The 25,268-nt window shown below is 68.9% G+C and carries 21 protein-coding genes; 5 read left to right on the top strand and 16 right to left on the bottom strand.

Going from position 1 to position 25,268, the window contains the following annotated elements; all coding sequences use genetic code 11:
* Window positions 1–7 precede the first annotated feature (7 nt).
* The 5 genes from rng to mreB all read right to left on the bottom strand — a co-directional run bounded on the left by rng (window position 8) and on the right by mreB (window position 4,815).
* Entirely contained in the window at window positions 8–1,465 is a 1,458-nt protein-coding gene (gene rng, locus IG194_RS20330) for a ribonuclease G (RefSeq protein WP_009617773.1), read from the bottom strand.
* 39 nt (window positions 1,466–1,504) lie between these two features.
* On the bottom strand, window positions 1,505–2,089 hold the full coding sequence (locus tag IG194_RS20325; RefSeq protein ID WP_009617771.1) for a Maf family protein: 585 nt from the start codon (window positions 2,087–2,089) through the stop codon (window positions 1,505–1,507).
* A gap of 71 nt (window positions 2,090–2,160) precedes the next feature.
* A complete protein-coding gene (mreD, locus tag IG194_RS20320) occupies window positions 2,161–2,649 on the bottom strand; it encodes a rod shape-determining protein MreD (RefSeq protein WP_009617770.1) in 489 nt (162 codons plus the stop codon).
* Window positions 2,649–3,698: a rod shape-determining protein MreC gene (gene mreC, locus IG194_RS20315; RefSeq protein ID WP_082996203.1), complete on the bottom strand. Its 1,050-nt coding sequence runs from the start codon at window positions 3,696–3,698 to the stop codon at window positions 2,649–2,651. The genes mreD and mreC overlap by 1 nt, the downstream gene beginning before the upstream one ends.
* A 79-nt stretch (window positions 3,699–3,777) precedes the next feature.
* Window positions 3,778–4,815 (bottom strand): rod shape-determining protein MreB, encoded by a 1,038-nt coding sequence (gene mreB, locus IG194_RS20310; RefSeq protein WP_009617768.1) that lies wholly within the window; start codon window positions 4,813–4,815, stop codon window positions 3,778–3,780.
* 241 nt (window positions 4,816–5,056) lie between these two features.
* Here mreB and gatC point away from each other — a divergent pair, with 241 nt between their 5' ends.
* From gatC to IG194_RS20285, 5 genes are read left to right on the top strand one after another with little or no spacing between them, the layout of a single operon-like run.
* Window positions 5,057–5,344 carry an Asp-tRNA(Asn)/Glu-tRNA(Gln) amidotransferase subunit GatC gene (gene gatC, locus IG194_RS20305; protein ID WP_058488593.1) on the top strand — a complete coding sequence of 96 codons (288 nt, stop codon included), beginning with the start codon at window positions 5,057–5,059 and terminating at the stop codon, window positions 5,342–5,344.
* Between the two features lie 19 nt (window positions 5,345–5,363).
* Entirely contained in the window at window positions 5,364–6,818 is a 1,455-nt protein-coding gene (gene gatA / locus IG194_RS20300) for an Asp-tRNA(Asn)/Glu-tRNA(Gln) amidotransferase subunit GatA (RefSeq protein ID WP_141679702.1), read from the top strand.
* Between the two features lie 11 nt (window positions 6,819–6,829).
* Window positions 6,830–8,275: an Asp-tRNA(Asn)/Glu-tRNA(Gln) amidotransferase subunit GatB gene (gatB, locus tag IG194_RS20295; RefSeq protein ID WP_058488592.1), complete on the top strand. Its 1,446-nt coding sequence runs from the start codon at window positions 6,830–6,832 to the stop codon at window positions 8,273–8,275.
* A 53-nt stretch (window positions 8,276–8,328) separates the two neighbouring features.
* On the top strand, window positions 8,329–8,715 hold the full coding sequence (locus IG194_RS20290; RefSeq protein ID WP_009617764.1) for a septal ring lytic transglycosylase RlpA family protein: 387 nt from the start codon (window positions 8,329–8,331) through the stop codon (window positions 8,713–8,715).
* 11 nt (window positions 8,716–8,726) lie between these two features.
* Window positions 8,727–9,113, top strand: coding sequence for a carboxymuconolactone decarboxylase family protein (locus tag IG194_RS20285; RefSeq protein ID WP_043272341.1), 387 nt, complete (start codon window positions 8,727–8,729; stop codon window positions 9,111–9,113).
* A gap of 638 nt (window positions 9,114–9,751) precedes the next feature.
* Here the strand turns inward: IG194_RS20285 and IG194_RS20280 are convergent.
* From IG194_RS20280 to IG194_RS20230, 11 genes are all read right to left on the bottom strand, one after another.
* Window positions 9,752–10,549 carry a YfaP family protein gene (locus IG194_RS20280; RefSeq protein ID WP_058488591.1) on the bottom strand — a complete coding sequence of 266 codons (798 nt, stop codon included), beginning with the start codon at window positions 10,547–10,549 and terminating at the stop codon, window positions 9,752–9,754.
* Window positions 10,550–10,554: 5 nt separating this feature from the next.
* Complete coding sequence (locus IG194_RS20275; protein WP_058488590.1) at window positions 10,555–12,192, bottom strand: DUF2300 domain-containing protein; 1,638 nt, start codon at window positions 12,190–12,192, stop codon at window positions 10,555–10,557.
* A complete protein-coding gene (locus IG194_RS20270; protein WP_082996204.1) occupies window positions 12,193–16,737 on the bottom strand; it encodes an alpha-2-macroglobulin family protein in 4,545 nt (1,514 codons plus the stop codon). It abuts the gene before it with no gap.
* Window positions 16,734–17,393, bottom strand: a complete 660-nt coding sequence (locus IG194_RS20265) for a DUF1175 domain-containing protein (RefSeq protein ID WP_043299978.1) — start codon at window positions 17,391–17,393, stop codon at window positions 16,734–16,736. The genes IG194_RS20270 and IG194_RS20265 overlap by 4 nt, the downstream gene beginning before the upstream one ends.
* Window positions 17,363–19,090 (bottom strand): DUF2138 domain-containing protein, encoded by a 1,728-nt coding sequence (locus IG194_RS20260; RefSeq protein WP_009617757.1) that lies wholly within the window; start codon window positions 19,088–19,090, stop codon window positions 17,363–17,365. Before IG194_RS20260 ends, IG194_RS20265 begins: the two co-directional genes overlap by 31 nt.
* Before the next feature lie 40 nt (window positions 19,091–19,130).
* Window positions 19,131–19,937: a YfaP family protein gene (locus tag IG194_RS20255; protein ID WP_058488588.1), complete on the bottom strand. Its 807-nt coding sequence runs from the start codon at window positions 19,935–19,937 to the stop codon at window positions 19,131–19,133.
* A 533-nt stretch (window positions 19,938–20,470) separates the two neighbouring features.
* Window positions 20,471–21,412 (bottom strand): AEC family transporter, encoded by a 942-nt coding sequence (locus IG194_RS20250; RefSeq protein WP_009617755.1) that lies wholly within the window; start codon window positions 21,410–21,412, stop codon window positions 20,471–20,473.
* Between the two features lie 73 nt (window positions 21,413–21,485).
* The gene (locus IG194_RS20245; protein ID WP_009617754.1) at window positions 21,486–21,932 is read right to left on the bottom strand and encodes a bactofilin family protein; all 447 of its coding nucleotides are present in this window, start codon (window positions 21,930–21,932) and stop codon (window positions 21,486–21,488) included.
* Window positions 21,933–21,949: 17 nt separating this feature from the next.
* The gene (locus IG194_RS20240) at window positions 21,950–22,312 is read right to left on the bottom strand and encodes a metallopeptidase (protein ID WP_009617753.1); all 363 of its coding nucleotides are present in this window, start codon (window positions 22,310–22,312) and stop codon (window positions 21,950–21,952) included.
* Complete coding sequence (locus IG194_RS20235; protein WP_009617750.1) at window positions 22,293–23,240, bottom strand: M23 family metallopeptidase; 948 nt, start codon at window positions 23,238–23,240, stop codon at window positions 22,293–22,295. The genes IG194_RS20240 and IG194_RS20235 overlap by 20 nt, the downstream gene beginning before the upstream one ends.
* A 199-nt stretch (window positions 23,241–23,439) precedes the next feature.
* Complete coding sequence (locus tag IG194_RS20230; protein ID WP_009617749.1) at window positions 23,440–25,173, bottom strand: ABC transporter ATP-binding protein/permease; 1,734 nt, start codon at window positions 25,171–25,173, stop codon at window positions 23,440–23,442.
* Window positions 25,174–25,268: the final 95 nt, after the last annotated feature.

Genomic DNA, 25,268 nt, shown 5'->3' with positions numbered 1-25,268 from the left:
GCGCGCCTCAGAGCAGAACCACGTCGTACTGCTCCTGGGAATACATCGGCTCGACCTGGAACTTGATGGTGCGCCCGATGAACATCTCCAGATCGGCAACGTTGCCCGACTCTTCGTCGAGCAGGCGGTCGACCACCTTCTGGTTGGCCAGCACCACGTAGGAATCGGCCTGGTAGGCGCGGGCCTCACGGAGAATCTCGCGGAAGATCTCGTAGCAGATGGTTTCCGGCGTCTTCAGCATGCCGCGCCCCTGGCAGCACGGGCAGGGCTCGCAGAGCACCTGCACCAGGCTCTCGCGGGTGCGCTTGCGGGTCATCTGCACCAGGCCCAGCTCGGTGATGCCGATGATGTTGGTCTTGGCGTGGTCGCGCTCGAGCTGCTTCTCCAGCGTGCGCAGGACCTGGCGGCGGTGCTCCTCGTCCTCCATGTCGATGAAGTCGATGATGATGATCCCGCCGAGGTTGCGCAGGCGCAGTTGGCGGGCGATGGCGGTGGCGGCCTCGAGGTTGGTCTTGAAGATGGTCTCTTCGAGGTTGCGGTGGCCGACGAAGGCGCCGGTGTTGACGTCGATGGTGGTCATCGCCTCGGTCGGGTCGATGATCAGGTAGCCGCCGGACTTGAGCAGCACCTTGCGCTCCAGGGCCTTCTGGATCTCGTCCTCGACGCCGTAGAGGTCGAAGATCGGCCGCTCGCCGGGGTAGTGCTCCAGGCGGTCGGCGATTTCCGGCATGAGTTCGTCGACGAACTGCGTGATCTTCTGGAAGTTCTCCCGGGAATCCACGCGGATCTTCTCGATGCGCGGGTTGACCAGGTCGCGCAGGGTGCGCTGGGCCAGGGACAGGTCCTCGTAGATCACCGTCGGCGCGCCGACCGTCTGCATCTGCGCATCGATCTGGTCCCACAGCCGGCGCAGGTAGCGGATGTCGGCGAGGATTTCGTCCTCCCCGGCGCCCTCGGCGGCGGTGCGCAGGATGAAGCCGCCCTTCTCGACGATGCCCTCGGCCTCGACGCACTTGGCCACCACCTGCTTGAGGCGCTCGCGCTCCTGCTCGTCCTCGATCTTCAGGGAAATGCCGACGTGGCTGGTGCGCGGCATGTACACCAGGTAGCGCGAGGGGATCGACAGGTGCGTGGTCAGGCGCGCGCCCTTGGTGCCGATCGGGTCCTTGGTGACCTGCACCACCAGGCTCTGGCCCTCGTGGACCAGGGCGCCGATGCTTTCCACCGCGCTGCCCTCGCGGGTGGAGATTTCCGCCGCGTGGATGAAGGCCGCGCGCTCCAGGCCGATGTCGACGAAGGCCGCCTGCATCCCCGGCAACACGCGGACCACCTTGCCCTTGTAGATGTTGCCGACTATCCCGCGGCGCAGCGTGCGCTCGACGTGGACTTCCTGAAGGACACCGTTTTCCACCACCGCCACGCGCGATTCCATCGGCGTGATATTGATCAGGATCTCTTCGCTCATGCGCCCTTCCTTATCGCGCCCGTGTGCAGCGCTACTTCTTCAAGACTGCCAGCAAGGGATCGCGAAGTCAGCCAACAGTTCCGCGGTCTCGCATAGGGGCAGGCCGACCACCCCGCTGTAGCTGCCCTCGACGCGGTTGACGAAGATCGCCGCCAGCCCCTGGATAGCGTAGCCGCCCGCCTTGTCCTGGGGCTCGCCGGTGGCCCAGTAGGCCTCGGCTTCGGCCTCGGAAACATTGCGGAACGATACCAGGCTGGTCACCACCCGCACCTCGCAGCGGTCGCGGTCGGCCACCGCCACCGCGGTCAGCACCTGGTGCTGGCGGCCGGACAGCGCGCGCAGCATGGCCAGGCTGTCCTCGCGGTCCGCCGGCTTGCCGAGGATGCGGCCGTCGAGCACCACCGCGGTATCGGCGCCGAGCACGCAGACGTCGGGCCTCTGGGCAAGCATAGTCAGTCCGGCCAGGGCCTTGCCGCGCGCCAGGCGCTCGACGTAGGCGGCCGGCGTCTCGCCGTCCTGCGGGGTTTCGTCGATATTGCCGGAAACCAGGTGGAAGGACAGGCCGATCTGTGTCAGCAGCTCACGCCGGCGCGGCGAGCTGGAGGCCAGGTAAAGCTGGGGCATCTGCGACTCCCGGAAGAGTCCCGGCCGCCCCTCCCCCGGCCCGTGCCAGGTGGGAAGCGGCGGGACGGCTATTAGTAGACCTTCAGGCGCTGACCCAGGCCCTTGAGCAGCACCAGCACCCAGGGCCAGAGCAGGCCGCTGACCAGCGCCGGCAACAGGAAGGCCAGGGTCGGCGGGCGGTTGCCGGTCAGGGCGTTGAGCCACAGCTGCACCAGCTGCGCCAGGCCGTAGACCACCATCAGCACCAGGCACTGCTGCCAGACGGGGTACAGGCGCAGGCGCTGCTGCAGGGCCATGACCAGGAACACGATGAAGCTGAGGATCAGCGCGTTCTGCCCGAGCAGGCTGCCGTACAGCACGTCCTCGGCCAGGCCGCAGACCCAGGCGGTGACCATGCCCACCCGCTGCGGCACCATCAGCACCCAGAAGGTGAGGAACAGCGCCAGCCACAGCGGCCGGCCGATTTCCGTGAAGCTGGGCATCGGCGCCACCGACAGCAGCAGCGCCAGCAGCAGGCTGACCCAGATCAGCCAGCCGTTGCGCGGTCCTTGAGCGGGCATCAGTGACGGTTCCTTTGTGGCGCGGCCTGGGCCGGCGCCGGCGGATGCGCGGGGGTAGCGGCCGGCGTGGCGGGTGCAGGTGCCGGAGCGGCGCCCTGGGCCGGGGCAGCCGGAGCGGCAGGCGTGGCTGGAGCGGCAGGCGCCGGTGCCTGGCCGGCGGCCTCGGCGGCCTTGCGGTCGGCCTCGGCCTGGGCTTCGGCGGCCTCGGTGGCGCGCTGTTCGGGGGTGCGGCTGTCGCTGAACACCAGCAGCACGTAGCGGCTGCGGTTCATCTTCGCGGTGGGCACGGCGCGGATCACTGCGAACGGCTGGCCGGAATCGTGGATGACTTCCTTGACCACCGCCACCGGGTAGCCGGCCGGGAAGCGCTGGCCGAGGCCGGAGCTGACCAGCAGGTCGCCTTCCTTGATGTCCGCGGTGTCGGCGACGAAGCGCAGTTCCAGGCGCTCCGGGTTGCCGGTGCCGACGGCGATGGCGCGCAGGCCGTTGCGGTTGACCTGCACCGGGATGCTATGGGTGGTGTCGGTGAGCAGCAGCACGCGGGCGGTGTAGGGCATGACCTCGACCACCTGGCCCATCAGGCCGCTGGCGTCGAGCACCGGCTGGCCCTGGAACACGCCGTCCTTCGAGCCCTTGTCGATGAGGATGCGCTGGGTGAAGGGGTTGGGGTCGACGCCGATCAGCTCGCTGACCAGCACCTTGTCGTCCACCAGGGCGGCGGAGTTGAGCAGCTCGCGCAGGCGCACGTTCTGTTCGGTCAGGGTGGCCAGCTTCTGCAGGCGGCGCTGCATCAACAGCGACTCGGCCTTCAGCCGTTCGTTCTCGGCGAGCAGCTCGCTGCGGCTGGTGAACTGGTCGCGCACGCCTTCCCAGGCGCGCACCGGCAGGTCGGCCACGCCATAGAAGGGGGTCAGCACCAGGCCCATCTGGCTGCGCACGGGCTTGAGGTAGTCGAAACGCGCGTCGACCACCATCAGGCCCACCGAGAGCACGGCAAGCACCAGCAGGCGCACGCCCAGCGAGGGCCCTTTGGAGAATAGCGGTTTGATGACCAGCTCCTAGCTGATTGAAGGCGGTTGATGTTTCGCCGCGCGCGACAAAACGTCAACCACCCTCAAGGCTCCCACCTCACTCGGTGGAGAGCAGGTCCATGGAGTGACGGTCCATCATGTCCAGCGCCTTGCCGCCGCCACGGGCCACGCAGGTCAGCGGGTCTTCGGCGACGATCACCGGCAGGCCGGTTTCCTGGGCCAGCAGCTTGTCCAGGTCGCGCAGCAGGGCGCCACCACCGGTCAGCACCAGGCCGCGCTCGGCGATGTCCGAGGCCAGTTCCGGCGGGGACTGCTCCAGGGCGCTCTTGACCGCCTGGACGATGGTCGCCAGGGATTCCTGCAGGGCTTCCAGGACCTCGTTGGAGTTCAGGGTGAAGCTGCGCGGCACGCCTTCGGCCAGGTTGCGGCCGCGGACGTCCACCTCGCGCACTTCGCCGCCGGAGAAGGCCGCGCCGATCTCCTGCTTGATGCGCTCGGCGGTGGATTCGCCGATCAGGCTGCCGTAGTTGCGGCGCACGTAGGTGACGATGGCTTCGTCGAAGCGGTCGCCGCCGACGCGCACGGATTCGGCGTAGACCACACCGTTCAGCGAGATCAGGGCGATCTCGGTGGTGCCGCCGCCGATGTCGACGACCATCGAGCCACGGGCTTCCTCAACCGGCAGGCCGGCGCCGATGGCCGCGGCCATGGGCTCCTCGATCAGGTACACCTCGCGGGCGCCGGCGCCGAGGGCCGACTCGCGGATGGCGCGGCGTTCCACCTGGGTGGACTTGCACGGCACGCAGATCAGCACGCGCGGGCTGGGCTGCAGGAAGCTGTTCTCGTGCACCTTGTTGATGAAGTACTGCAGCATCTTCTCGCAGACGCTGAAGTCGGCGATGACGCCGTCCTTCATCGGGCGGATGGCCGAGATGTTGCCCGGGGTGCGGCCGAGCATGCGCTTGGCCTCGGTGCCGACAGCGACCACGCTCTTCTGGTTGCCATGGTTGCGGATGGCCACTACCGAAGGCTCATTGAGGACGATGCCGCGTTCGCGCACATAAATAAGGGTATTGGCAGTGCCCAGGTCGATCGACAGATCACTGGAGAACATGCCACGCAATTTTTTGAACATGGAAAGGGAACCCTGGACGATGCGTGGGTGAAAAATGCGCGGGTAAAAAAGTGCGGCAAACTCTAACAACGACGGGGATTTTGGGCAAGGCGGCATTGTGTTAAATTGCTTGACTTTCAGTGCCTTTGAGGCCTGTCCCCGCGGTCCCTGGGACCGCCCGCCGCGGGTTCCGTTCCCCCGCCTACGTTTCGTCCGGCCATGCGTCCGATCGACGCTGGCAGCTCTAGCCTGGAGACCCCCGATGGCGCTTGACCGCTCCGACGTGGAAAAAATCGCCCACCTGGCCCGCCTGGGCCTGGCGGAAACCGACGTCCAACCGACCACCGCGACCCTGAACAACATCCTCGGCCTGGTCGACCAGATGCAGGCGGTGAACACCGACGGCGTCGACCCCCTCGCCCACCCCCTGGAAGCCACCCAGCGCCTGCGCCAGGACGTGGTGACCGAAAGCAACCAGCGCGAGGCCTACCAGGCCATCGCACCGGCCGTGGAAGACGGCCTGTACCTGGTTCCGAAAGTGATCGAGTAATAAGGAAGGACACGGACCCATGCTGCACCAACTGACCCTCGCCGAAGTCGCCCGCGGCCTCGCCGACAAACAGTTCTCCGCCGAAGAGCTGACCCGTGCCCTGCTGAGCCGCATCGAGCAGCTCGACCCGCAGCTGAACAGCTTCATCAGCGTCACCGCCGACGAAGCCATCGCCCAGGCCAAGGCAGCCGACCAACGGCGCGCCAATGGCGAAAGTGGTGCCCTGCTCGGCGCGCCCATCGCCCACAAGGACCTGTTCTGCACCAAGGGCGTGCGCACCAGCTGCGGCTCGAAGATCCTCGACAACTTCGTCTCGCCCTACGACGCCACCGTGGTCGGGCGCCTGGCCGCCGCCGGCGCCGTGAGCCTGGGCAAGCTGAACATGGACGAGTTCGCCATGGGCTCGGCCAACGAATCCAGCCACTATGGCGCGGTGAAGAACCCCTGGGACACCAGCCGCGTGCCCGGCGGCTCCTCCGGCGGCTCGGCCGCGGCCGTGGCCGCGCGCCTGATCCCCGCGGCCACCGGCACCGACACCGGCGGCTCGATCCGCCAGCCGGCGGCGCTGACCAACCTCACCGGGATCAAGCCGACCTACGGCCGCGTCTCGCGCTGGGGCATGATCGCCTACGCCTCCAGCCTCGACCAGGCCGGCCCGCTGGCCCGCACCGCCGAGGACTGCGCGCTGATGCTCGGCGCCATGGCCGGCTTCGATCCCAAGGACTCCACCTGCGTCGACCAGCCGCTGGACGACTACCTGGCCGCCCTGGGCAAGCCCCTGGCCGGCCTGCGCATCGGCCTGCCGAAGGAATACTTCGGCGCCGGCCTGGACAGCCGCATCGCCGACGCGGTGCTGGCCGTGGTCGAGCAGCTCAAGCAGCTCGGCGCGCAGGTCAAGGACATCTCCCTGCCGAACATGCAGCACGCCATCCCGGCCTACTACGTGATCGCGCCTGCAGAGGCCAGCTCCAACCTGTCGCGCTTCGACGGCGTGCGCTACGGCTACCGCTGCGAGAACCCCAGGGACCTGCAGGACCTGTACAAGCGCTCCCGCGCCGAAGGCTTCGGCGCCGAGGTGAAGCGCCGCATCATGGTCGGCACCTACGCGCTTTCCGCCGGCTACTACGACGCCTATTACCTGAAGGCGCAGAAGATTCGCCGGCTGATCAAGAACGATTTCGTCAGCGCCTTCGCCGACGTCGACGTCATCCTCGGCCCGACCACGCCGAATCCGGCCTGGAAGCTCGGCACCAAGAACGACGACCCGGTCGCCCAGTACCTGGAAGACATCTACACCATCACCGCCAACCTCGCCGGCATCCCCGGGCTGTCCATGCCCGCCGGGTTCGTCGATGGCCTGCCGGTGGGCGTGCAACTGCTCGCCCCGTACTTCCAGGAAGGCCGCCTGCTCAACGTCGCGCACCAGTACCAACAGGTGACCGACTGGCACAAACAAGCACCGGCTGGATTCTGAGGACGACACACATGCAATGGGAAACCGTGATCGGGCTGGAAATCCACGCGCAGCTCGCCACCCAATCGAAGATCTTCTCCGGCAGCGCCACCACCTTCGGCGCCGAGCCCAACACCCAGGCCAGCCTGATCGACCTGGCGATGCCCGGCACCCTGCCGGTGCTCAACGCCGAGGCGGTGCGCATGGCCTGCCAGTTCGGCCTGGCGATCAACGCCGAAATCGCCGAGCGCAACGTCTTCGCCCGCAAGAACTACTTCTACCCGGACCTGCCCAAGGGCTACCAGACCAGCCAGATGGACCACCCCATCGTCGGCAAGGGCTTCCTCGACATCACCCTGGAAGACGGCACCGTCAAACGCGTCGGCATCACCCGCGCGCACCTGGAAGAGGACGCCGGCAAGAGCCTGCACGAAGACTTCCACGGCATGAGCGGCATCGACCTGAACCGCGCCGGCACGCCGCTGCTGGAAATCGTCTCGGAGCCGGACATCCGCAGCGCCAAGGAAGCGGTGGCCTATGTGAAGGCCATCCACGCGCTGGTGCGCTACCTGGGCATCTGCGACGGCAACATGGCCGAGGGCTCGCTGCGCTGCGACTGCAACGTCTCGGTACGGCCGAAGGGCCAGGCCGAGTTCGGCACCCGCGCCGAGATCAAGAACGTCAACTCCTTCCGCTTCATCGAAAAGGCCATCAACCACGAAGTGCAGCGGCAGATCGAGCTGATCGAGGACGGCGGCAAGGTGGTGCAGGAAACCCGCCTGTACGACCCGAACAAGGACGAGACGCGCTCCATGCGCAGCAAGGAAGAAGCCAACGACTACCGCTACTTCCCCTGCCCGGACCTGCTGCCGGTGGTGATCGAGCGCAGCTTCCTGGAAGAGCTGCGCGCCGGCCTGCCGGAGCTGCCGGACCAGAAGCGCGAGCGCTTCGAGAGCCAGTACGGGCTGTCCGCCTACGACGCCAGCGTGCTCTCGGCCAGCCGCGAGATGGCCGACTACTTCGAGCAGGTGCAGGGCATATGCGGCGACGCCAAGCTGGCGGCCAACTGGGTGATGGGCGAGCTGTCCAGCCTGCTCAACAAGGACGGCCTGGAGATCGAGCAGTCGCCGGTTTCCGCCGAGCAGTTGGGCGGCATGATCCTGCGCATCAAGGACAACACCATCAGCGGCAAGATCGCCAAGATGGTCTTCGAGGCCATGGCCGCCGGCGAAGGCTCGGCCGACCAGATCATCGAGGCCAAGGGCCTGAAGCAGGTCACCGACACCGGCGCCATCGACAAGATGCTCGACGAAGTGCTGGCGGCCAACGCCGAGCAGGTCGAACAGTACCGTGCCAGCGACGAAGCCAAGCGCGGCAAGATGTTCGGCTTCTTCGTCGGCCAGGCCATGAAGGCCTCGAAGGGGAAAGCCAACCCCGGCCAGGTGAACGAACTGCTGAAGAAAAAGCTCGAAGGCTGAGCCCACTCTTCCTGACGCCGGGCTTGCCCGGCGTTTTTTCGTCCGGAGGTTCGATGCTGCGCTCCCTCGCCCTGCCTGCCCTGCTCTGCGGCCTGGCCCTGCTGGCCGGTTGCGCCAGCTCGTCCTATGAAAGCGGCTCGGCGCGCGGCTACCGCGCCGAGGGCACCGCGTCCTATTACGGCCGCGCGCACCATGGGAAGAAAACCGCCAGCGGCGAGCGCTTCGACCAGCACGCCCTGACCGCCGCGCACCGCAGCCTGCCGTTCGGCACGCGGCTGAAGGTCACCAACCTCGACAACGGCCGCAGCGTGGTGGTGCGGGTGAACGACCGCGGGCCCTTCGGCCGCGGGCGGATCATCGACCTGTCGCGGGCGGCCGCGGAACGCCTCGACATGTTGCGCAGCGGCACCGCGCCGGTGCGCCTGGAAGCCATCGATTAGGAGCAGTCCGAATGACCGACAAGCGCAAGGCCGGCGAACAGGTTCGCCGCGAAGTGATGGGCGACGCCTTCGTCGACCGCGCCCTGAACAACGCTACCGACTTCACCCAGCCGCTGCAGGATTTCGTCAACGAAAACGCCTGGGGCAGCGTCTGGTCCCGCGACGGCCTGCCGCGCAAGACCCGCAGCCTGATCACCCTGGCCGCCCTCACCGCGCTGAAATGCCCGCAGGAACTGAAAGGCCACGTGCGCGGCGCGCTGAACAACGGCTGCACGGTGGAGGAGATTCGCGAGGCGCTGCTGCACTGCGCGGTCTACGCCGGGGTGCCGGCGGCGATCGATGCCTTCCGCGCGGCGCAGGAAGTGATCGAGGCGTGGCAGGCGGATCGGCAGGCCTGACGGGCGCGGGCCTTGCCCGCGAATCGCGCGCAGGGCGCGCTCCTACATGGGCATGGTGTTGGGGCAGCCCGTAGGAGCGGATCTCATCCGCGAATCGCGCCGATACGTCCAGCTATCGCGGACAAGGTCCGCTCCTACGACAGCCGGAACGCCGGAGACAGGGCCAATGGCGGATAACCGGGAGCTCCGCGATTCCAGCTCGCTCCAAACGGTCCCCTCTCCCTTCAGGGAGAGGGTTAGGGAGAGGGAGCGGAGTCAGGGTTGGCAGAGGTGTGTGGGCGAAGTCCGTAACCCTCTCCCCAGCCCTCTCCCTGAAGGGAGAGGGGGCTTGTCCTGAGCAAGCTCGCTCCTACGACAGCCGGAACGCCGGAGACAGGGCCAATGGCGGATAACCGGGAGCTCCGCGATTCCAGCTCGCTCCAAACGGTCCCCTCTCCCTTCAGGGAGAGGGTTAGGGAGAGGGAGCGGAGTCAGGGTTGGCAGAGGTGTGTGGGCGAAGTCCGTAACCCTCTCCCCAGCCCTCTCCCTGAAGGGAGAGGGGGCTTGTCCTGAGCGAGTTCAAGGTCAGGAGTCAGCCGGCAACCCCGGCGCTTTCGTAGGGAACGCTTTTGCTTACGGCTTCCAGCCTCCAGCCGCCCTTACGGATAACTGAACCGCTTCACCAACGTCAGCTCCCCCGGCTGGCGCATCGGCACCAGGAAGCTCTCCTGCTTCTCGTTCGGCGTGCCCTCCTCCGTCACTATCGTCACCCTGGCCGTGGTCAGCGGCTGGGCGGCTTCCACGTCGCCGCTCTCCTCGTCCTGGCTGTAGCCGCCGCCGAAGTAGTTCACGTAGACCAGGTACGCGCCCTTCAGCGGCGTAGGGGTGGCAATGATTTCCGGGCCGTAGCCGGTGGTCACGTCGACGTCCTGGGTGGCGCCGTTGGGCAGGCTGCGGTTGCCGTACCAGACGTGGCCGCCGTCGGGGGTCACCAGGTGCAGGTCGAGGTCGGTGTTGTCGCTGTCCCAGGACAGCATCACCCGCAGCTTGGCCGGCACCTCGCCGCCGCCACCGCCGTGGTAGAACTGCACGCGCTTGCGCTGCTGGCCATCGGGGCTGATCACTTCCAGGCTGTTGCTGCCGGCCGGGAACGCGTAAGGCCTGTCGAAGCCGCCGTCTTCGCCTATCTTCAGCGGCATCGACACGCCGTTGACCACCAAAGTCGCCGGCTTGTCCTTGGCCGCGTTGGCGATCTCGCCCTTGATCCGCGCGGTCATGGCCTGGTCGGCCGGGGTGTTCACCGAGGCCGCCGGGTAGTTCACCCTCTGCCGGAAGTTGGCGCCCTCGCCGTTGCCGGGGCGCCAGCCGCCCAGCGGGGCGTCCAGGCGGATGCCCGGCTCGGCGGCCTGGGCGAGCCCGGTGATGAGGAGGAGGAGCAGGCAGGGACGCAGCTTCATGGCGGTCATTCCAGTATCAGGCGGCGGGCGAGGCTTTCGACGAAGCCCTCGTCCTGGCCGTTGGGGTGCGCCTGGAAAGCCAGGTGCAGGTATTCGTGGGTGAGGTCGAGGCGGTCCTGCAGCGAGTACAGGCCGCGCACGTAGATGCGCTGGCGCTCGCGGTCGACGTAGGGGCGCCCGGAGGACAGCTGGCACACGGCGAAGCTTTGCAGTTCCTCGTAGCCCGGCTCACCGTCCAGCTTCGTGCGCCACGCGCGGCGCTGCTTGCGCAGCCAGTCCTCGGCCGCCGGCAGCGGCTGGCAGGCGGCCACCGGGTTGTTCCAGGCGCTGAGGCTGGCCTGCGGGAAGGCGCGGGCGAGGATGGCGTCGAAGCGCAGGCCGTTGGTCGCCTGGGCCTTGGCGTCCTGCCAGGAGAGTTTCGCCGGGCCGGCCTGGTCGGCGTGGTAAGTGACCGGGCTGCCGGCCAGTACCAGTCCATCGGTGAAGGCCGCCACGGCGCGCATCTGCGCCGTGGCCGGGCGCGGCGCGACGCGCTGGCGCTGGCTGCTGTCAGCGATGCTCAGGCACTCGCCGCGCTGCCCGGCGTTCTGCAGCAGGTAGCTGCGGATGGCCACTGCCAAGGCGCGGGCGGCCTCGACCGGAGTTGCCGCGGCTTCGCGCTGCAGCACCCGGGCGACGTATTCCTCGCGGTCCAGGCGCGCCACCAGTTGCGGCTTGCCGTCGCGCTGCAGGAAGAGTTCGCCGTCGCTGTGGATATCCAGGTCGTTGCCGTTCGCGAAGCTCACCCGGTAGCTGCCGCTGAGGCCGCCGGCCGCCGCCGGGCGGCCCTGGACGTCGAAGACCTCGCGCAGCGGATAGCGCTCGAACAGCGCCACCGCCACGCAGCGCCCCGGCTCGCGCGGCCAGGGCGCCGGCAATGCGGCGCCCAGGGCTTCGGCGTACTGCGCCAGCACCGTCTTGCTGGTGCCAGGGCCGGAGGCCCAGACCGCCGAGCCGTCCGCCAGCCAGCCGGCGAAGCCGCCGCGGCGGGACTGCGGGTCGTGCTCGTCGAGCCAGCTCCAGGTCTTCACCCGCAGGCGCCCGCCCAGGCTGGCCAGGGCGCGGCCGTCGTCGGCGTTGACCACCACGTCGAGCAGCACCTGGCGCGCCTCGGCCTGGGCCGGCAGGCGCGTCAGCATGTCGAGCAGTTCGGCCACCGGCACTTCGGTCTGTGGTTGCAGGTGTTCGAGGTCGAGCAGCCAGGCCGGCGCCTGGCGTTCCTGCCAGTAGCGGCGCCAGGTCGCGGCGTCCAGGCCGAGGCGCGCCGGCTGGTAGTAGAGGCCGCAGGACTTCACCAGCGCCTGGTCGCGGCCGATGCTCTGCCCGGCCGAGCAGCAGTACACCTCCTCGCGGGACTGGCCCTTGCAGGCGTACTCCGGCTCGTGCCGGTCGTTGTCCACCAGCCAGGCGAAGACGAAGAGTTTCCACAGGCTGCCCAGCGGCGTGCGCAGGTCCGCCGGCAGGGGCTCGCGGGCGAGTACCTGCTGCTGGTCCAGACGCAGCAGCAGATCGCCCTGGGGGCTGCGCCAGGCCAGCTCGACGGGCGCCTGCGCCGCCGCGCACAGCGGCAGCAGAAGCAGCAGCCAGGCCAGGCGCCGTCCCATTTACTGCACCTTCACCCTGGCCAGCGCCGGGTGCTGCTCCAGGGCCTGCTCCGCCGGCGCGTACATGCGCACATAGCGCGCCGGCGGCAGGGCGAACTCGCCCTTCTGCGAGAAGCGCACCAGGTGGCGGAAGCGCAGCTCGCCGGCCAGGCTGTCCACCGGGGTACCGTAGTGCAGGTCGCCCGGCTCGTTGCGCGCGCGTTCCAGGCTGGTGGCCTCGGTACCACCCAGGCCGCTGACCTGGATGCCCCAGGTGGTGCGCTCGACGTCGGCGCCCGGCGGCAGAGGCACTTCCAGCATGCCGTAGCGCAGCGCGGTGGGCTGCTCGGTCTTGACCGTCACTTCGTCCAGGTACAGCTCGTCGCTGGACAGCGGCTTGTCGCCCAGTTCCTCGACCTTGAACTCGAAGGCCTTGTCCCCCGGCACCAGGCGCAGCAGGCGGCGGCTGATGCTCACCGGCAACTGGCTGGCCGGCGCCTCAGCGCTGCGGTAACTGAGCGCGGCATTGAGCGGGCGCGACGGCGGAGTCTGCAGGGTCAGCTCGGCGGGCACGCCCTGGCCTTGCCACTGCCAGTAGCGCTCGCCGCTGGGGCCTTGCTGCTCGGCCCAGTCCTTGCCCGGCTTGAGCGGTTCGGCCGCTGGCGCCTGGGCCAGGGCGCGCTGCAGCCAGGTCAGCGCCAGGGCGCGTTCCAGGGTCGACTGCTGCGGCCCCAGGCGCGCCAGCAGGACGCGGGCGCGGTTGACTTCGGGCGCCGCCAGCGACAGCTGCACCGCCTGGGCGAACGGCTGGTCGCTGTTGTTGACCTTGAAGCGAGCGGCATCCAATTGCTTGGCGAAGGCCGCCGGCAGCGGCACCTTGGCCTGCTGCGCAAGGTTCGCGGCCAGCACCCGCGCCACGGCCAGGCCGAGGTTGGAGTCCGGCTCGGCCATCACCAGGCTGACTTCGGCGTCTGCCGGCAGTTTCGCGTCCTCGCCCGCCCCGGCCTTGGCCAGGTCGTCGAGCAGGCCGCCGACCAGGGTCTGCACCGGCAGTTGCATGTCGCGGGCGAAGCCGAGGATCAGCGCGCGCTGCAGCAGCGGCGTCTGCTCGGCCAGCTTGGCGTAGAGGTCGAGCACGCGCTGCCAGTGCTCCGGCGGCAGGCTGATCTGCAGGGCGCGGCTGGCGTGCCAGTCGGCGTAGTAGGCGTAGGCGGTGAGGAAGGCGTCGCTGTCGGTGTTGTCGCCCCACCAGGTGAAGTAGGCGTTCGGCCCGGCCATCTGCACCAGGCGCAGGCGGCTGTTCTGCATGATCAGACGCAGACGGTCGCGCACCCGCGGCTCGCCCTCGGCCAGCAGCGGGTAGGCCACGCTCAGCGGCAGCAGGCGGCTGGCGGTCTGCTCGACGCAGCCGTAGGGGTAGGCCAGCAGGTCGTCGAGGCTGCCGCGGAACAGCGCGCTGGCGCTGTCGTCCAGGCGCAGGCGGATGTCGCGGGCGTCCGCCGGCAGTTGCAGCGGGCTGTTCTGCCCGGCCAGTTGCAGGCTGCGCGCTTGCAGCACCTGCCAGCCGTCGGCGGCCAGGGCGAAGCGCACGGCCAGGCTGTCGCGCACCTGGCCGTCCTGGCGCAGCTCGGCGCTCCACTCGCCGTCGCTCAGGGCCTGGGCCGGCAGGCGCACGTAGTTCACGCCCTTGGCCAGTTCCAGCGCCTGGGTCTGCTCCTGGCCGGCGTAGCGCACCAGCAGCTCGGCCTTGGCCTGCTCGCCCTGGTTGAAGACGAACAGGCCGAGGTCCGGCTTGTCGCCGGCGCGGAAGCGCTTCGGGCCGCTCCATTTCAGGTACAGCGGTTTTTCCGAGCGGATGAACTGCTTCTTCTGGCCGACCTGGCCGTCGCCGTCCATGGCCCGCGCGGTGATGCGCCAGCGCGTCAGCGAATCGGGCATGCGGAAGCTGAAGCGCGCCTTGCCCTCGGCATCGGTGACCAGTTTCGGTTCCCAGGCGGCGGTGTCTACATCCTCGCGGCGCGGCCGCTCCAGCACCTTCACTCCGCGCTCGCTGCGGTTGCTGCGCCCCGGCGCGCTGGCGCTGCCCGGCAGGGCCACGTCGTAGCTGATGAACGACAGGCTGGCGCTGGTGCGCACGTTGTTGCGCCGCGGGTGGTAGAAGAACTGGTCGATGCCCGGGGCGATCTCCGGCTGCAGGGCGTAGATCATCTCGTCCACCACGCCCACCGCCACCTGGCTGGACACCGGCTTGCCGGCGTAACTGGTGGAGAGGTCGACGGTCACGGTGTCGCCCGGCTCGTAGCGTTCCTTGTCGGTGGCGATGGCGATTTCCACCTGCGGCACCGTCACCTTGATGCCGGCGTTCTGGAAGCTGTAGTCGCCGCCGCGGGTGTAGAGCACGGAGAAGGTCAGGTTCGGCGAGAAGTCCGGCTTCACCGGGATGCGCGCGCGGTACTGGGTGGGGTTGAGCTTCTCCAGCTTCAGCCAGTCGCCGCCCTTGGACAGCAGCGCGGTGGCCTCGACCTTGTCGCGCTCCAGCGACAGCAGGGCGTCGTCCACCGGCTCGGGGAAGGTGATCAGCGCCAGGGCTTCGTCGCCGGCCTGGTACTCGGCCTTGTCGAGGACGATTTCCACGGTGCCGGGCACCGCCTTCACGCCCTCCCCGCTCACAGAGTGGCCGGTGCCGCCGAGCAGCTGGCCCTGGGCGTCGCGCAGCTCGATGCTGTAGGTGCCGGGCTTGTCGAAGGCGATGACGAACTTGCCGTCGCCAGCCTCGCCGTCACCCGTGGAGCGGTCTTCCAGGCGCACCCAGCGATAGCTCTTGGGCTTGAGTTCGGTGGGCTGTTCGGGCGCGTAGCTGAACTCGACCTTGTCGCCCACCGCGCTGAAGCGCTGCGGCGCGGCCAGGCGGTAGCGCGCGGCGCCGCGCTCGATGAGGATTTCCTTGCTGGTCTTCACCCGGTAGGCCGCGCCGTCGCTGGCGAACACCGTCAGCAGGTAGCGGCTGGGCTTGTCCGCCGCCGGCAGTTCGAGGGCCGCGCGGCCCTGGGCGTCGGTGGCAAGCTCGGTGCTGCTCAGCTCCACCGGGAACTGGCCGAGGTACTGCAGCTCGTTGTCCATCATGGACAGCTGCTGGGCGCGCAGGCTCAGTTGCAGCTTGGCGTTGGCCACCGGCTTGCCGTCCGGGTAGAGCAGGATCAGGTTGCCCTTCACCGCTTCGCCGGTCTTGAAGTCCGGCTTGGCCAGGTCCAGGGATATCTCGAAGTGCGGCTTGATGTACTCGGCCACGCGGAAGGCGCTGCTGTAGGTCTGCCCGCGGTAGTCGAAGCGCAGCTCGTAGCCGCCGGCCACGGCATTGCTGGGCAGCTGGAAGCGGCCGTTGGCGCCGGCCTTGGGGTCCATCTGCAGGTCGAGGGTCTGCAGCGTGGTGCCGGCGGCGTCGATCACGCTCAGCTTCACCGGCGCGGCCTGGGGCGCGGCGGAGTCGCGGGCGTTCTTGAATTCGCGGCCGTAGATCTTCAGCGCCACCCAGTCGCCCGGGCGGTACAGCGGGCGGTCGGTGAAGGCGTAGAGCTTGGTGTCGTAGATTTCGCTGTCGTAGTAGAAGTTTTCCGAGACGAAGACGCCGCCCTCCTTGTCTTCGCCGATCACGAAGGAGCGCTCGGGGCTGGCGTGCTGCAGGCGCAGCAGGCCCTCGGCGTCGGTGCGGCCGCTGCTCATCACACCCAGGCCGTCGGTCCAGAGCACCTGGGTATCCGGCACCGGGGTGCCTTCGTGCTTGCGCGCCGACCACACCAGCAGCTCGTTGCCGGCGATCTTGCTCACCGCCACGGTGCTGGAGACGAACACCACGGTGGTGGCGCGGTACTTGCCCACCAGCGCCTCGACCAGGTACAGCCCCGGCTTGAGCTTGCCCAGCGGCACGTAGACGTTGCCCGGCGAGACGTTGATGAACTCGCTGGAGGAGCCGGCCAGCTTGACGTCGGCCGGCGGCTCTATGGGCTTGGCGTCCCACAGCGGGTAGCGGAACTGCTCGACCAGCGGCAGACCGGGGATCGGCGCGTACTGCGGCTGGGCGTCGTAGGGCGTGGGTGCGGCCATAGCCTGGCCCATCTTCAGCTCCGGCACCACCTCGGTGACCTGCTTGCGCGACTCGTAGGAGAAGGCGCGCTGCATCACCCGCCGCGACTTGCGGTACCAGTTGTCCCACAGGTAGGCCAGGGTGTTGGACAGCCCCTCGCCCCTGAACTGCCCCTCGGCCAGTACCCGGTGCAGGTTCTTCTGGCGCTTGAGGAAGTCCAGCGGCTTGTCGATGCGGTAGACGCGCATGTCCACCCCGCCGTAGGCCTCCATGCGGTAGCGGCGGTAGTCGCGGCCCGGCGCCTCCAGGCGCACGCGGGCCTGCTCATCGGGGGCGAAGCTGCTGTCGGCGAGCAGGAAGAACGACTCGCCGCTGATCGGCGCGTAGTTGCTCGCCGGCACCTCGTCGTCGGCCCACGCCTGCGCCGGCGCGCCCGCCAGCAGGCCGCCCAGGGCCAGGCCGGCGCACAGCGCGAGCAGCTTCATCGGGCGAGGAACGACAAGCGGTACACGCCGACGAAGTTGGGGTTGGCAGGGTCGGGTATCCATCGGGTGTCCTTCCATGTCATGAGTTGTTGCAGGCTGACCGAGCGCATGCCGTTGTCGGTCGGCGTGCTGGTACCGGTGTGGTAGGCGATGTTGCGGCCCATCCAGATCATCAGGTGCTGGTCGTCGCCCTGGTCGAAGAAGATCAGGTCGCCGGGCCGTGCCTGGTTGAGGTCGCGGCCGACGAGGGTGCTGTTGTACTGGATCAGCTTGATGGCGTTGACGTAGGGGCCGACCTGGCCGCCGCCCTGCCGCCAGTTCTGCGCCAGGGCGCGCTGCTCGTCGCTCAGCGCCAGCTCCGGCGGCAGGTAGCGGTTGGACAGGCCGTTGGCGCGCAGCCACTTGGCGTCGTGGGGCTTGAGCGCCTCGTTGGCGGCGAAACGCACCAGGCCCGCGCAGTCCTGCTGGTGCCAGCGCGGGCTGGGGCCCTGGCGCAGCTGTTCCTCGGCGATGCGCACGAACCAGGCGCGGAACACCTGGGACTGCTGCGGGTCGAGCGACACGCTACCGGCCTGTGCCGCCTGGGCGGCCCACAGGCCGAACGCCAGCAGCAGGGCGCGTGCCGTCACAGCGCGCGCCACTGCAGCGGCAGCCATTGCCAGGGTTGTTCGGCGCGGCTGCCGGCGGGCAGGCCGAGGGCGTAGCCGCCGTGCCCGGCCAGGGCCTTCAGGCGCGGCAGCAGCAGGCTGTCGGCGGCGTTGCGGAACACCGGCTCCATGTCCTGCGGCAGGCTCTCCAGGGTTTCGCGCTGGAGCAGCGTGGACAGCGACTGCGGCGCCAGGTAGGCCGGCACCAGGGCGTCCTTGGGCAGCACGTCGGCCAGCGGCGGGAAGCGCTTGTCGAGGGTGCCCAGGGCCTTGTCCAGCAACTGGTCGTCGAGGGAGAACAGCAGGGTGCTGCCCTGCCGCGCCAGGCCGACGCGGAAGAAGCCGCGGCCGCTGACGGCGTCCGGGTCGGCCGCATCGGCAGCGGCGTACTGGCCGAAATTGGAGCTGACCTGGCGCAGCCACTTGTGGGTCTCGCCCTGGTTCTGCTCGTCCACCGGGAAGTTGCCGCCTTCGGCGTTGGCCTCGTAGGCGCCCACCAGGCTGTCGAACAGCCTGCCCAGGTCGGCGTCCAGTTCCGGGCCGGGCGGCGCGCTGAGCGTGGCCACCAGCAGCGGCGTGTACAGGCGCGAGTCGGCGTACCAGCACAGGCCGGCGGCGCCGGAGAGGTGTTCGGAGAAGGCCGCGGCCATCTTCTGCTCGGCGCCCAGGCGCACCAGCAGGCTGTCGTACAGGCCCGGGGTCAGCGGCAGCGCCACGCAGGCGCTGGCACCCATGGGCATGGCCTGCCACACGGGGCTGAAGTCGAGGTCCGGCTGGCGCTCCACCGCGTTCAGCGCCAGGTAGCTGCTCCAGCCCTTGGCATCCTTGTCGAAGCGCACCCCGGCGAAGGCCGGGATGAAGCGCTGGTAGCCCATGGCCAGGGCGCCGGCGCCGAGGCTGATGCGCTGGCTCAGCTCGCCGCGCGGACCCAGGCCGAAGGCGCGCGGGAAGGCGTCGTCACCGCCGAGCAGAGCAGCCAGGTCGGCGCTGACCTGGGCATCGGCCGCGCCAGGCTCCTCGTCGCTGGCGTCGGGGAACAGCATCTTCGGGTTGGACAGCAGCACCAGGTAGTCGCCGCTGGAGGCGAACAGCAGGGTCTTCTGGGCGTTGTAGCGCAGGCGATAGACACCGGTGCCGCCCTTCAGCTCGCCGACCTTGCGCAGTTGGCTGTCGTCGGCGGCGATGTGCGCCAGCGGCTCCAGCAACTTGGCCAGGCCGCCGCGCTTCATCACCACCAGGAAGTCGCGCAGGCGGCCGTCGGCGCCACGCCACAGGGCGACCTGGGCCGGCTGGTCAAGCAGTTCCTCGACCAGGCTGTCCTTCAGCGTCAGGTCGTGCTCGTAGACGATGCGCCGCAGGCTGCCGGCCAGGCCGAGGCGGTCGCCGTCGTTCTCGTAGTAGAAGACGAAGTCCTCGGTGAGGGTGTCGCGCAGCAGCGGCACCTCCAGCAGTTCCTTGGGCAGGCGGGCGAGCGAGGCGCTTTCGATGAGCGCGTCCGGGTGCCTGATGTCGCGGCCCGGGGCATTGGCCGGCGGCGCCTCCAGCCCGGCCAGCGGGCCGCTCGGCGGCGCCAGCCAGACGTAGCGCGCCAACAGGCCGCCGAGGACCAGCAGGGCCAGCACCAGGCCGCCGAAGATCAGCGGCCAGCGCTTCACCGGTGCGGCTTCGGCGGAAGGAGTGGGGCTGGGAGTGGTGTTGTCGCTCATGCTTGCTCGATCCCGTTTCATCCCTGGCAGGGGACAGCTTTCAGTAGGTGAAGGTCTTGACCAGGACCAGATCGCCGATGGTGCGCAGCGGCACCACGAAGGTCTCGCGCTTCTCGTCGACGCTGTTTTCGTTGAACACCAGGTTGACCTGGGCGGTGATCACGTCCTGCTGGTTGGCGCCGGCCTGGAAGTTATAGCCCTGCGCGCCGAAATTGCCCCAGTAGTTGACGTAGACCAGGTAGGTGCCGTGCAGCGGCGCGGCCATGCTGAACATTTCCGGGCCGGGGCCGTCGACGCCGTCCGGGTCGAGGCCGCCGCCGTTGCCCAGCCGCGGGCGCGCCCAGAAGGCGTGCTGGCCGTCGGGGGTGACTATGTGCAGGTCCAGCTCGGCCTTGGGGTCGTCCCAGCCCAGGGCCACGCGCACCCGCGGCGGCACGCGCCCGGCGTTGGCCTCGTAGAACTGCACGCGCTTGAGCGACTGGCCGTCGGCGCTGGCCACCTCGACGCTGTTGGAGCCCGCGCCGAAGGCGTAGGGGCGGACGAAGTGGCCCTGGGCGTCGGTATAGAGCGGCAGCGGGTTGCCGTTGACCACCAGGCGCTGGGCGCGGTCGGTGCCGGCGAGGTTCTTCAGGTCGCCCTCGATCAGGCTGCGGCCGCGCTGGCCGCCACGGTCGATGGGCGGGGTCGGATAGGCCACGCGCGGGCTGTCGAGGTCGTCGAGCAACCCCGAGTAGCGCCAGCCGGCGGCCGGGCTGGACAGTTCGGCCCCCGGCCCGGCATACGACGACGCCAGCCACAGCAGGCCGAGCAGCAGCGCGAGGCTGCGGGCGGAATCCTGGAAACGCATGAGCAATCCTTTGTCGCGCGTTGGAAGGGGGACAGTGTAACCGCCTGTAAAACGGCTTGAAATGGCCTTCGGGCAGAGTAAGTGATGCTGTCTGCGAATTCAGAATCTGCCTAGACCGCGCCCCAGCGGGAGGTTGTCCAGGGCGTAGGGCGTATAACGCCTACGGCGTTATACGCCGTTTGACCTCGATCCCAGGCGCGCTTCGAGCTCGGTCACGGAGCGCCTGTTTCGGGGCACTCCGGGCTCGACCGCAACGCCGGGCATGAGTTAGGTGAAGCGGCGTATAACCGCGAACGGTTATACGCCCTACGCCGAGGGAGGGCTGGGCGTAGGGCGTATAACGCCTACGGCGTTATACGCCGTTTAACCTCGATCCCAGGCGCGCTTCGGGTTCGGCCACGGAGCGCCTGTTTCGGGACACTCCGGGCTCGACCGCAACGCCGGGCATGAGTTAGGTGAAGCGGCGTATAACCGCGAACGGTTATACGCCCTACGAACTTGCCGGCTGACGCCGCGATTCGAGGTTGAGCACCTCAGATCCACCCACCCCACTGCAGGATGAACAGCCCGAGGTTGGTGGTCAGCGCCGCCGCCAGGGTGGTGATGACGATGATCGAGGCCGCCAGTTCGGCGTTGCCCTGGGCGGCGCGCGCCATCACGTAGCTGGCGGCGGCCGTGGGGCTGGCGAAGTAGAGGAACAGCACACCCAGTTCGGCGCCGCGGAAGCCGCAGAGCCAGGCGGCGGCGGTGCACAGCGCCGGCAGCCAGAGCATTTTCATCAGGCTGGCGCTCAGGGCCAGGCTGCCGCTGCTGCGCAGGGCCGGCAGCGACAGGGTGCCGCCGATGCAGACCAGCGCCAGGGGCAGGGTCATCTGCGCGAAATAGTCGCCGGAGGTGAGCACCCAGGCCGGCAGGGCGATGCCCCACCAGGCGAACGGGAAGGCCGCCAGTACGCCGATGATCAGCGGGTTGACCAGCACCTGGCGGGCGATGCTCAGCGGGTCGGACTTGAGCACCGGGCTGTAGATCGCCAGGACCACGGTGGCCAACGTGTTGTAGCAGAGGATCACCAGGGCCGCGAGCACCGAGCCCAGGGCCAGGCCGTGCTCGCCGTAGAGGCTGGTGGCCAGGGCCAGGCCGACGATGCCGTTGTTGCCGCGGAAGGCGCCCTGCACGTAGACGCCGCGCTCTTGCCGCGGCACCCGCCAGTGCGCCCAGGCCCAGGCCAGCAGGAAGCCGCCGAGGGTGGCCAGGCAGAAGAACGTCAGCACCGCCGGGCTGGCCGCGCGGTGCAGGTCGGAATGGTAGATGCCGAGGAACAGCATCACCGGCATGGTGGCGTTGAACACCAGGGCCGAGGCGGTCTGGATGAAGCCCTGGTCGATCCAGCCGACGCGGCGCAGCAGCACGCCGATGAACAGCATGGAGAACACCGGCGCGGTGATGCCGAGAGTCTGGAGCAGCAGTGCGAGCATGGAGGGGAAGCGCCGGCGGAAGAACTGCGGCGATCATAGCAAGGGGCAGTGCTTCGCGTGCTAACGATTTGCCTCAGGCGGGCTCCGCTTCCTCGGCCCCGGCACGCGCCCGGTGGCTCTCGGGCGCCGGCAGTTCCAGCGGGCGCTGCTCGTCCAGGCGGGTGAGCTTGCCGTCGACGCTGGCGCCGTTCTCCATGCTCAGTTGGCGGTAGTGGATATTGCCGATGACGCGGGCGTTGGAATGCAGTTCCAGCAGGTGCTCGACGTAGAGGTCGCCGACGATGGTGCCGTCGATCAGCGCGTCGTAGCTGCTGACGCAGCCCTCGATCCGCCCTTCCGCGCCCAGGGCCAGCAGGCTCTGGGTACCCGGCTTGTGGCGCACGTTGCCCTGGATGCGGCCCTGGACCTTCAGGCCCTCCTCGAACTCCAGGTCGCCCACCAGCGCCAGGTTGCCCGACAGCAGGCTGGAAAACCTGTCCACCGCCACCTGCGGCCCCTTCTTCTTGTTGCTGCTGAACATGTTCGTCCTCCTGCGGATCACTTGGCGGGTTTCTGCTGGCGGTAGAACGCCAGGTCGGTCTTGAGCTTCTTGAGTTCCCCGGACATCTGGTCGATGCGCCGCTGCAGCTGCTCGCGCGTAGCCTGGGCCTCGGCGGTCAGCAGCCGCTGGCGCTGCAGGTCGGCGGCCAGCGCGGCATTGCCGGCCTGCAGCGCGTCGATGCGCCGCTGTGTTTCGGCCTGCTGCGAGCCGCGCCAGAAATGCACCGCGGCGAAGGCCATGGCCAGCGCCAGCGCGGCCCAGAGCAGCGGCCGGTAGCTGCGCGCCACCTGGGCCCGCGGCTGGTGCTCGGCGCGCAGCAGTTCGCGGGTGGTCGCCGGCCTAGTCCTGCGCCAGCGCATCGAGGGCCTTCTCCATGTCGCCGAGGGAAAGGAAGTGCTGCGGGTCGACGAACTCGCCGCGGTAGAGCACTTCGAAATGCAGGTGCGAGCCGGTGGAGCGGCCCGTGGAGCCCATGGCGGCGATGCGCTGGCCGGGCATCACCACGTCGCCGACGCGCACCTCGGCCCTGGACAGGTGCGCATAGCGGGTGAGCAGGCCGTTGCCGTGGTCGATTTCCACGCGGATGCCATAGGAGCTGAAGGGGCCGGCGGCGACCACCCGGCCACCGGCGGCGGCCTGGATCCCGGTGCCGCCGGGCGCGGCGAAGTCGAGCCCGGAGTGGAAGGCCAGGCGGCGGTTGAACGGGTCCACCCGGTTGCCGAAGGCCGAGCCCAGGCGCGCCTTGTCCACCGGGCGATGGGTGGGGATGGCGAGGAAGTCGGCGTTGCGCCGCGACACCGCGTCCAGCAGCAGGTCTAGCTGACGCCTCAGGCAACGGGCGGCCTCGGTGCCCTGCTGCACGTCGACCAGCGGCGCGGCCTGGCATGGCCGCGGCGGCAGCAGCAGGCCGCCCTCCCCGTCAGCGCCGCGTGCCGGTGCCTGCTCCGGCACCAGGCCGGGGTCGATGCGCGCCAGCTTGCGGGCGATGTCCTCGTGGCCGTCGACCACTTTCAGCAGGTAGGCGGCGTCCTTTTCCAGCACTTGCAGGCGCCCGGCCAGCTCGCCCAGGCGCGCCACGGCGAAGCGCTGCTCCGGCGTCTGCTGCGGGGCGGCCTCGGCCAGCGGCGCGGGCGGCGCCATGACGCGGCCGAGCCACAGGCCGGCGGCGAAGGTCAGCAGCGCCAGCGCCGCGGCGCCGGCGAGCGCGAGGCCAAGGAAGCGGCGCGGGTTCACCAGGCGCAATGCCTCGCGCGTCAACGCCTGACCAGAAGGGGAAAGACCATGCATGGCGATATCCGGAATCCGAATGCGACGGGCTGTTTACCGCAAAGCCGTCGAGGGTACCGGGTATGGGTCCGGGAACGATGCAGCAGTCCCCAAAACTGCCAAGCAATTGCGAGCTTTCCTGCAAAATCTGAAGGAATTCACAGCACGATCTTTCCCAAAATCCTATCGCCGGGGGATTCCCTTGCGACAGGTAGGCGTGTCAGGCCGGGAGCACCGCCTCGACCTCCCGCAGGTGACGATCCTCCAGGCGCAGCTGGCGCTCGTGGAAGCGCCTGAGGTCGGCGCGGTGGCCGATGCTGACCAGGGTCACGCCGGGCAGTTGCTCCAGCAGGGTCTGGTAGAGCGCGGCTTCGTCGTTGTCGTCCAGCGCCGAGGTGGCCTCGTCGAGGAACAGCCAGGCCGGCGCATAGAGCAGCGCGCGGGCGATGGCCAGGCGTTGCTGTTCGCCCGGCGAGAGCAGGCGCTGCCAGTGCTGGGCTTCGTCCAGGCGTTCGCCCAGGTGCTCCAGGCGGCACAGGCGCAGCACTTCGCGCAGGCGCTCGGGGCCGTGCCGGCCGGGTTCTTCCGGATAGCTCAGGGCCGTGGCCAGGCTGCCGATCGGCAGGTAGGGCTTCTGCGGCAGGAACAGCGTGCGCGCCGCGGGCATCTGCACCTGCCCGGCGCCGTAGCGCCAGAGCCCGCTCATGGCGCGCAGCAGGGTGCTCTTGCCGGCGCCGGAGGGGCCGCTGATCAGCACGTGCTCGCCGGCTCGCAGGGTCAGGTCGGTGGGTTCCAGCAGCACGCTGCCGTCGCCCAGGCGCAGGCTCAGGTGCTTGAGCTGCAGGCCGTTGCCGGCGGCGTGCACGGCGATGCTCTCGTGCTCGCCGGCGACCTCGTCCATGGCGTTGCGGAAGCTCAGCAGACGGTCGCAGGTGGCGCGCCAGGTGGCCAGGCTGGAGTAGGCGTCGATGAACCAGCTCAGGCCGTCCTGGACGTTGCCGAAGGCGGAGTTGATCTGCATGAGCTCGCCGAGCTGGATCTTGCCGGCGAAGTAGCGCGGCGCGGCTACCACGATGGGGAAGATGATGGCGATCTGGGCGTAGCCGGAGCTGAAGAAGGTCAGGCGCTTCTGCACCTTCATCAGTTCCCAGAAGTTGCCCCAGACGTTGCGGAAGCGCGTCATCAGGCGCTCGTTCTCGCTGCCCTCGCCGTTGTACAGGGCGATGCTCTCGGCGTTCTCGCGGATGCGCACCAGGCCGAAGCGCAGGTCGGCCTCGTAGCGCTGCTGCTGGTTGTTCAGGCCGATCAGGCGGCGGGCGATCAGGTGCGTCAGCCAGCTGCCGACCAGGGCGTAGAGCAGCGCGGCCCAGAACATGTAGCCGGGGATGCTGATGCCGAACAGTTCGATGCTGCCGGACACGCCCCAGAGAATCACCGAGAAGGACACCAGGCTGACCAGGTTGCGGATCAGCCCCAGGCCCAGGCTCAGGGTGGTGTCGGTGAAGCTGTTGAGGTCCTCGGACAGGCGCTGGTCGGGGTTGTCGGTGTAGCCGCGCTGTTCCAGGCGGTAGTAGTTCTTGTCGGACAGCCAGGCGGCGAAGTGCTTCTCGGTGAGCCAGCGACGCCAGCGGATGGTCAGCATCTGCGTCAGATACAGGCGGTACACGGCGACCAGGATGGCCACCGCGGCGATCCCGCAGAAGTACAGGATCAGCCGGATGAAGGCGTCGAGGTCCTTGTTCTGCAGGGCGTTGTAGAAGTCGCGGTACCAGGTGTTGACCCACACCGAGACGCCCACGCCGACCAGCGACAGGACGATCACCACGATCAGCAGCAGCCAGGCCATGCCCTTCTCTTCGCTGCGCCAGTAGGGCGCCGTCAGTTTCCACACCTGGGAGAAGAAATGCCCGCGAACGGCATCGTTCGCGGCACGGTATTCGGCGCTTTCGGTCATCGGGTCGGGCTCAGCACGGGCACAAAAAAAGAGCGCCCAGTCGGCGCTCCCTGTCTTAGAACCTGTCTACGATCTGCTGCGCGTCGGCATAACTG

This window comes from Pseudomonas sp. ADPe, assembly GCF_014843515.1.
In the GTDB taxonomy this organism is placed as follows: domain Bacteria; phylum Pseudomonadota; class Gammaproteobacteria; order Pseudomonadales; family Pseudomonadaceae; genus Pseudomonas; species Pseudomonas citronellolis.
The sequence above is the reverse complement of the archived record's forward strand: the minus strand, read 5'-3'. Positions and strand labels throughout refer to the sequence as shown.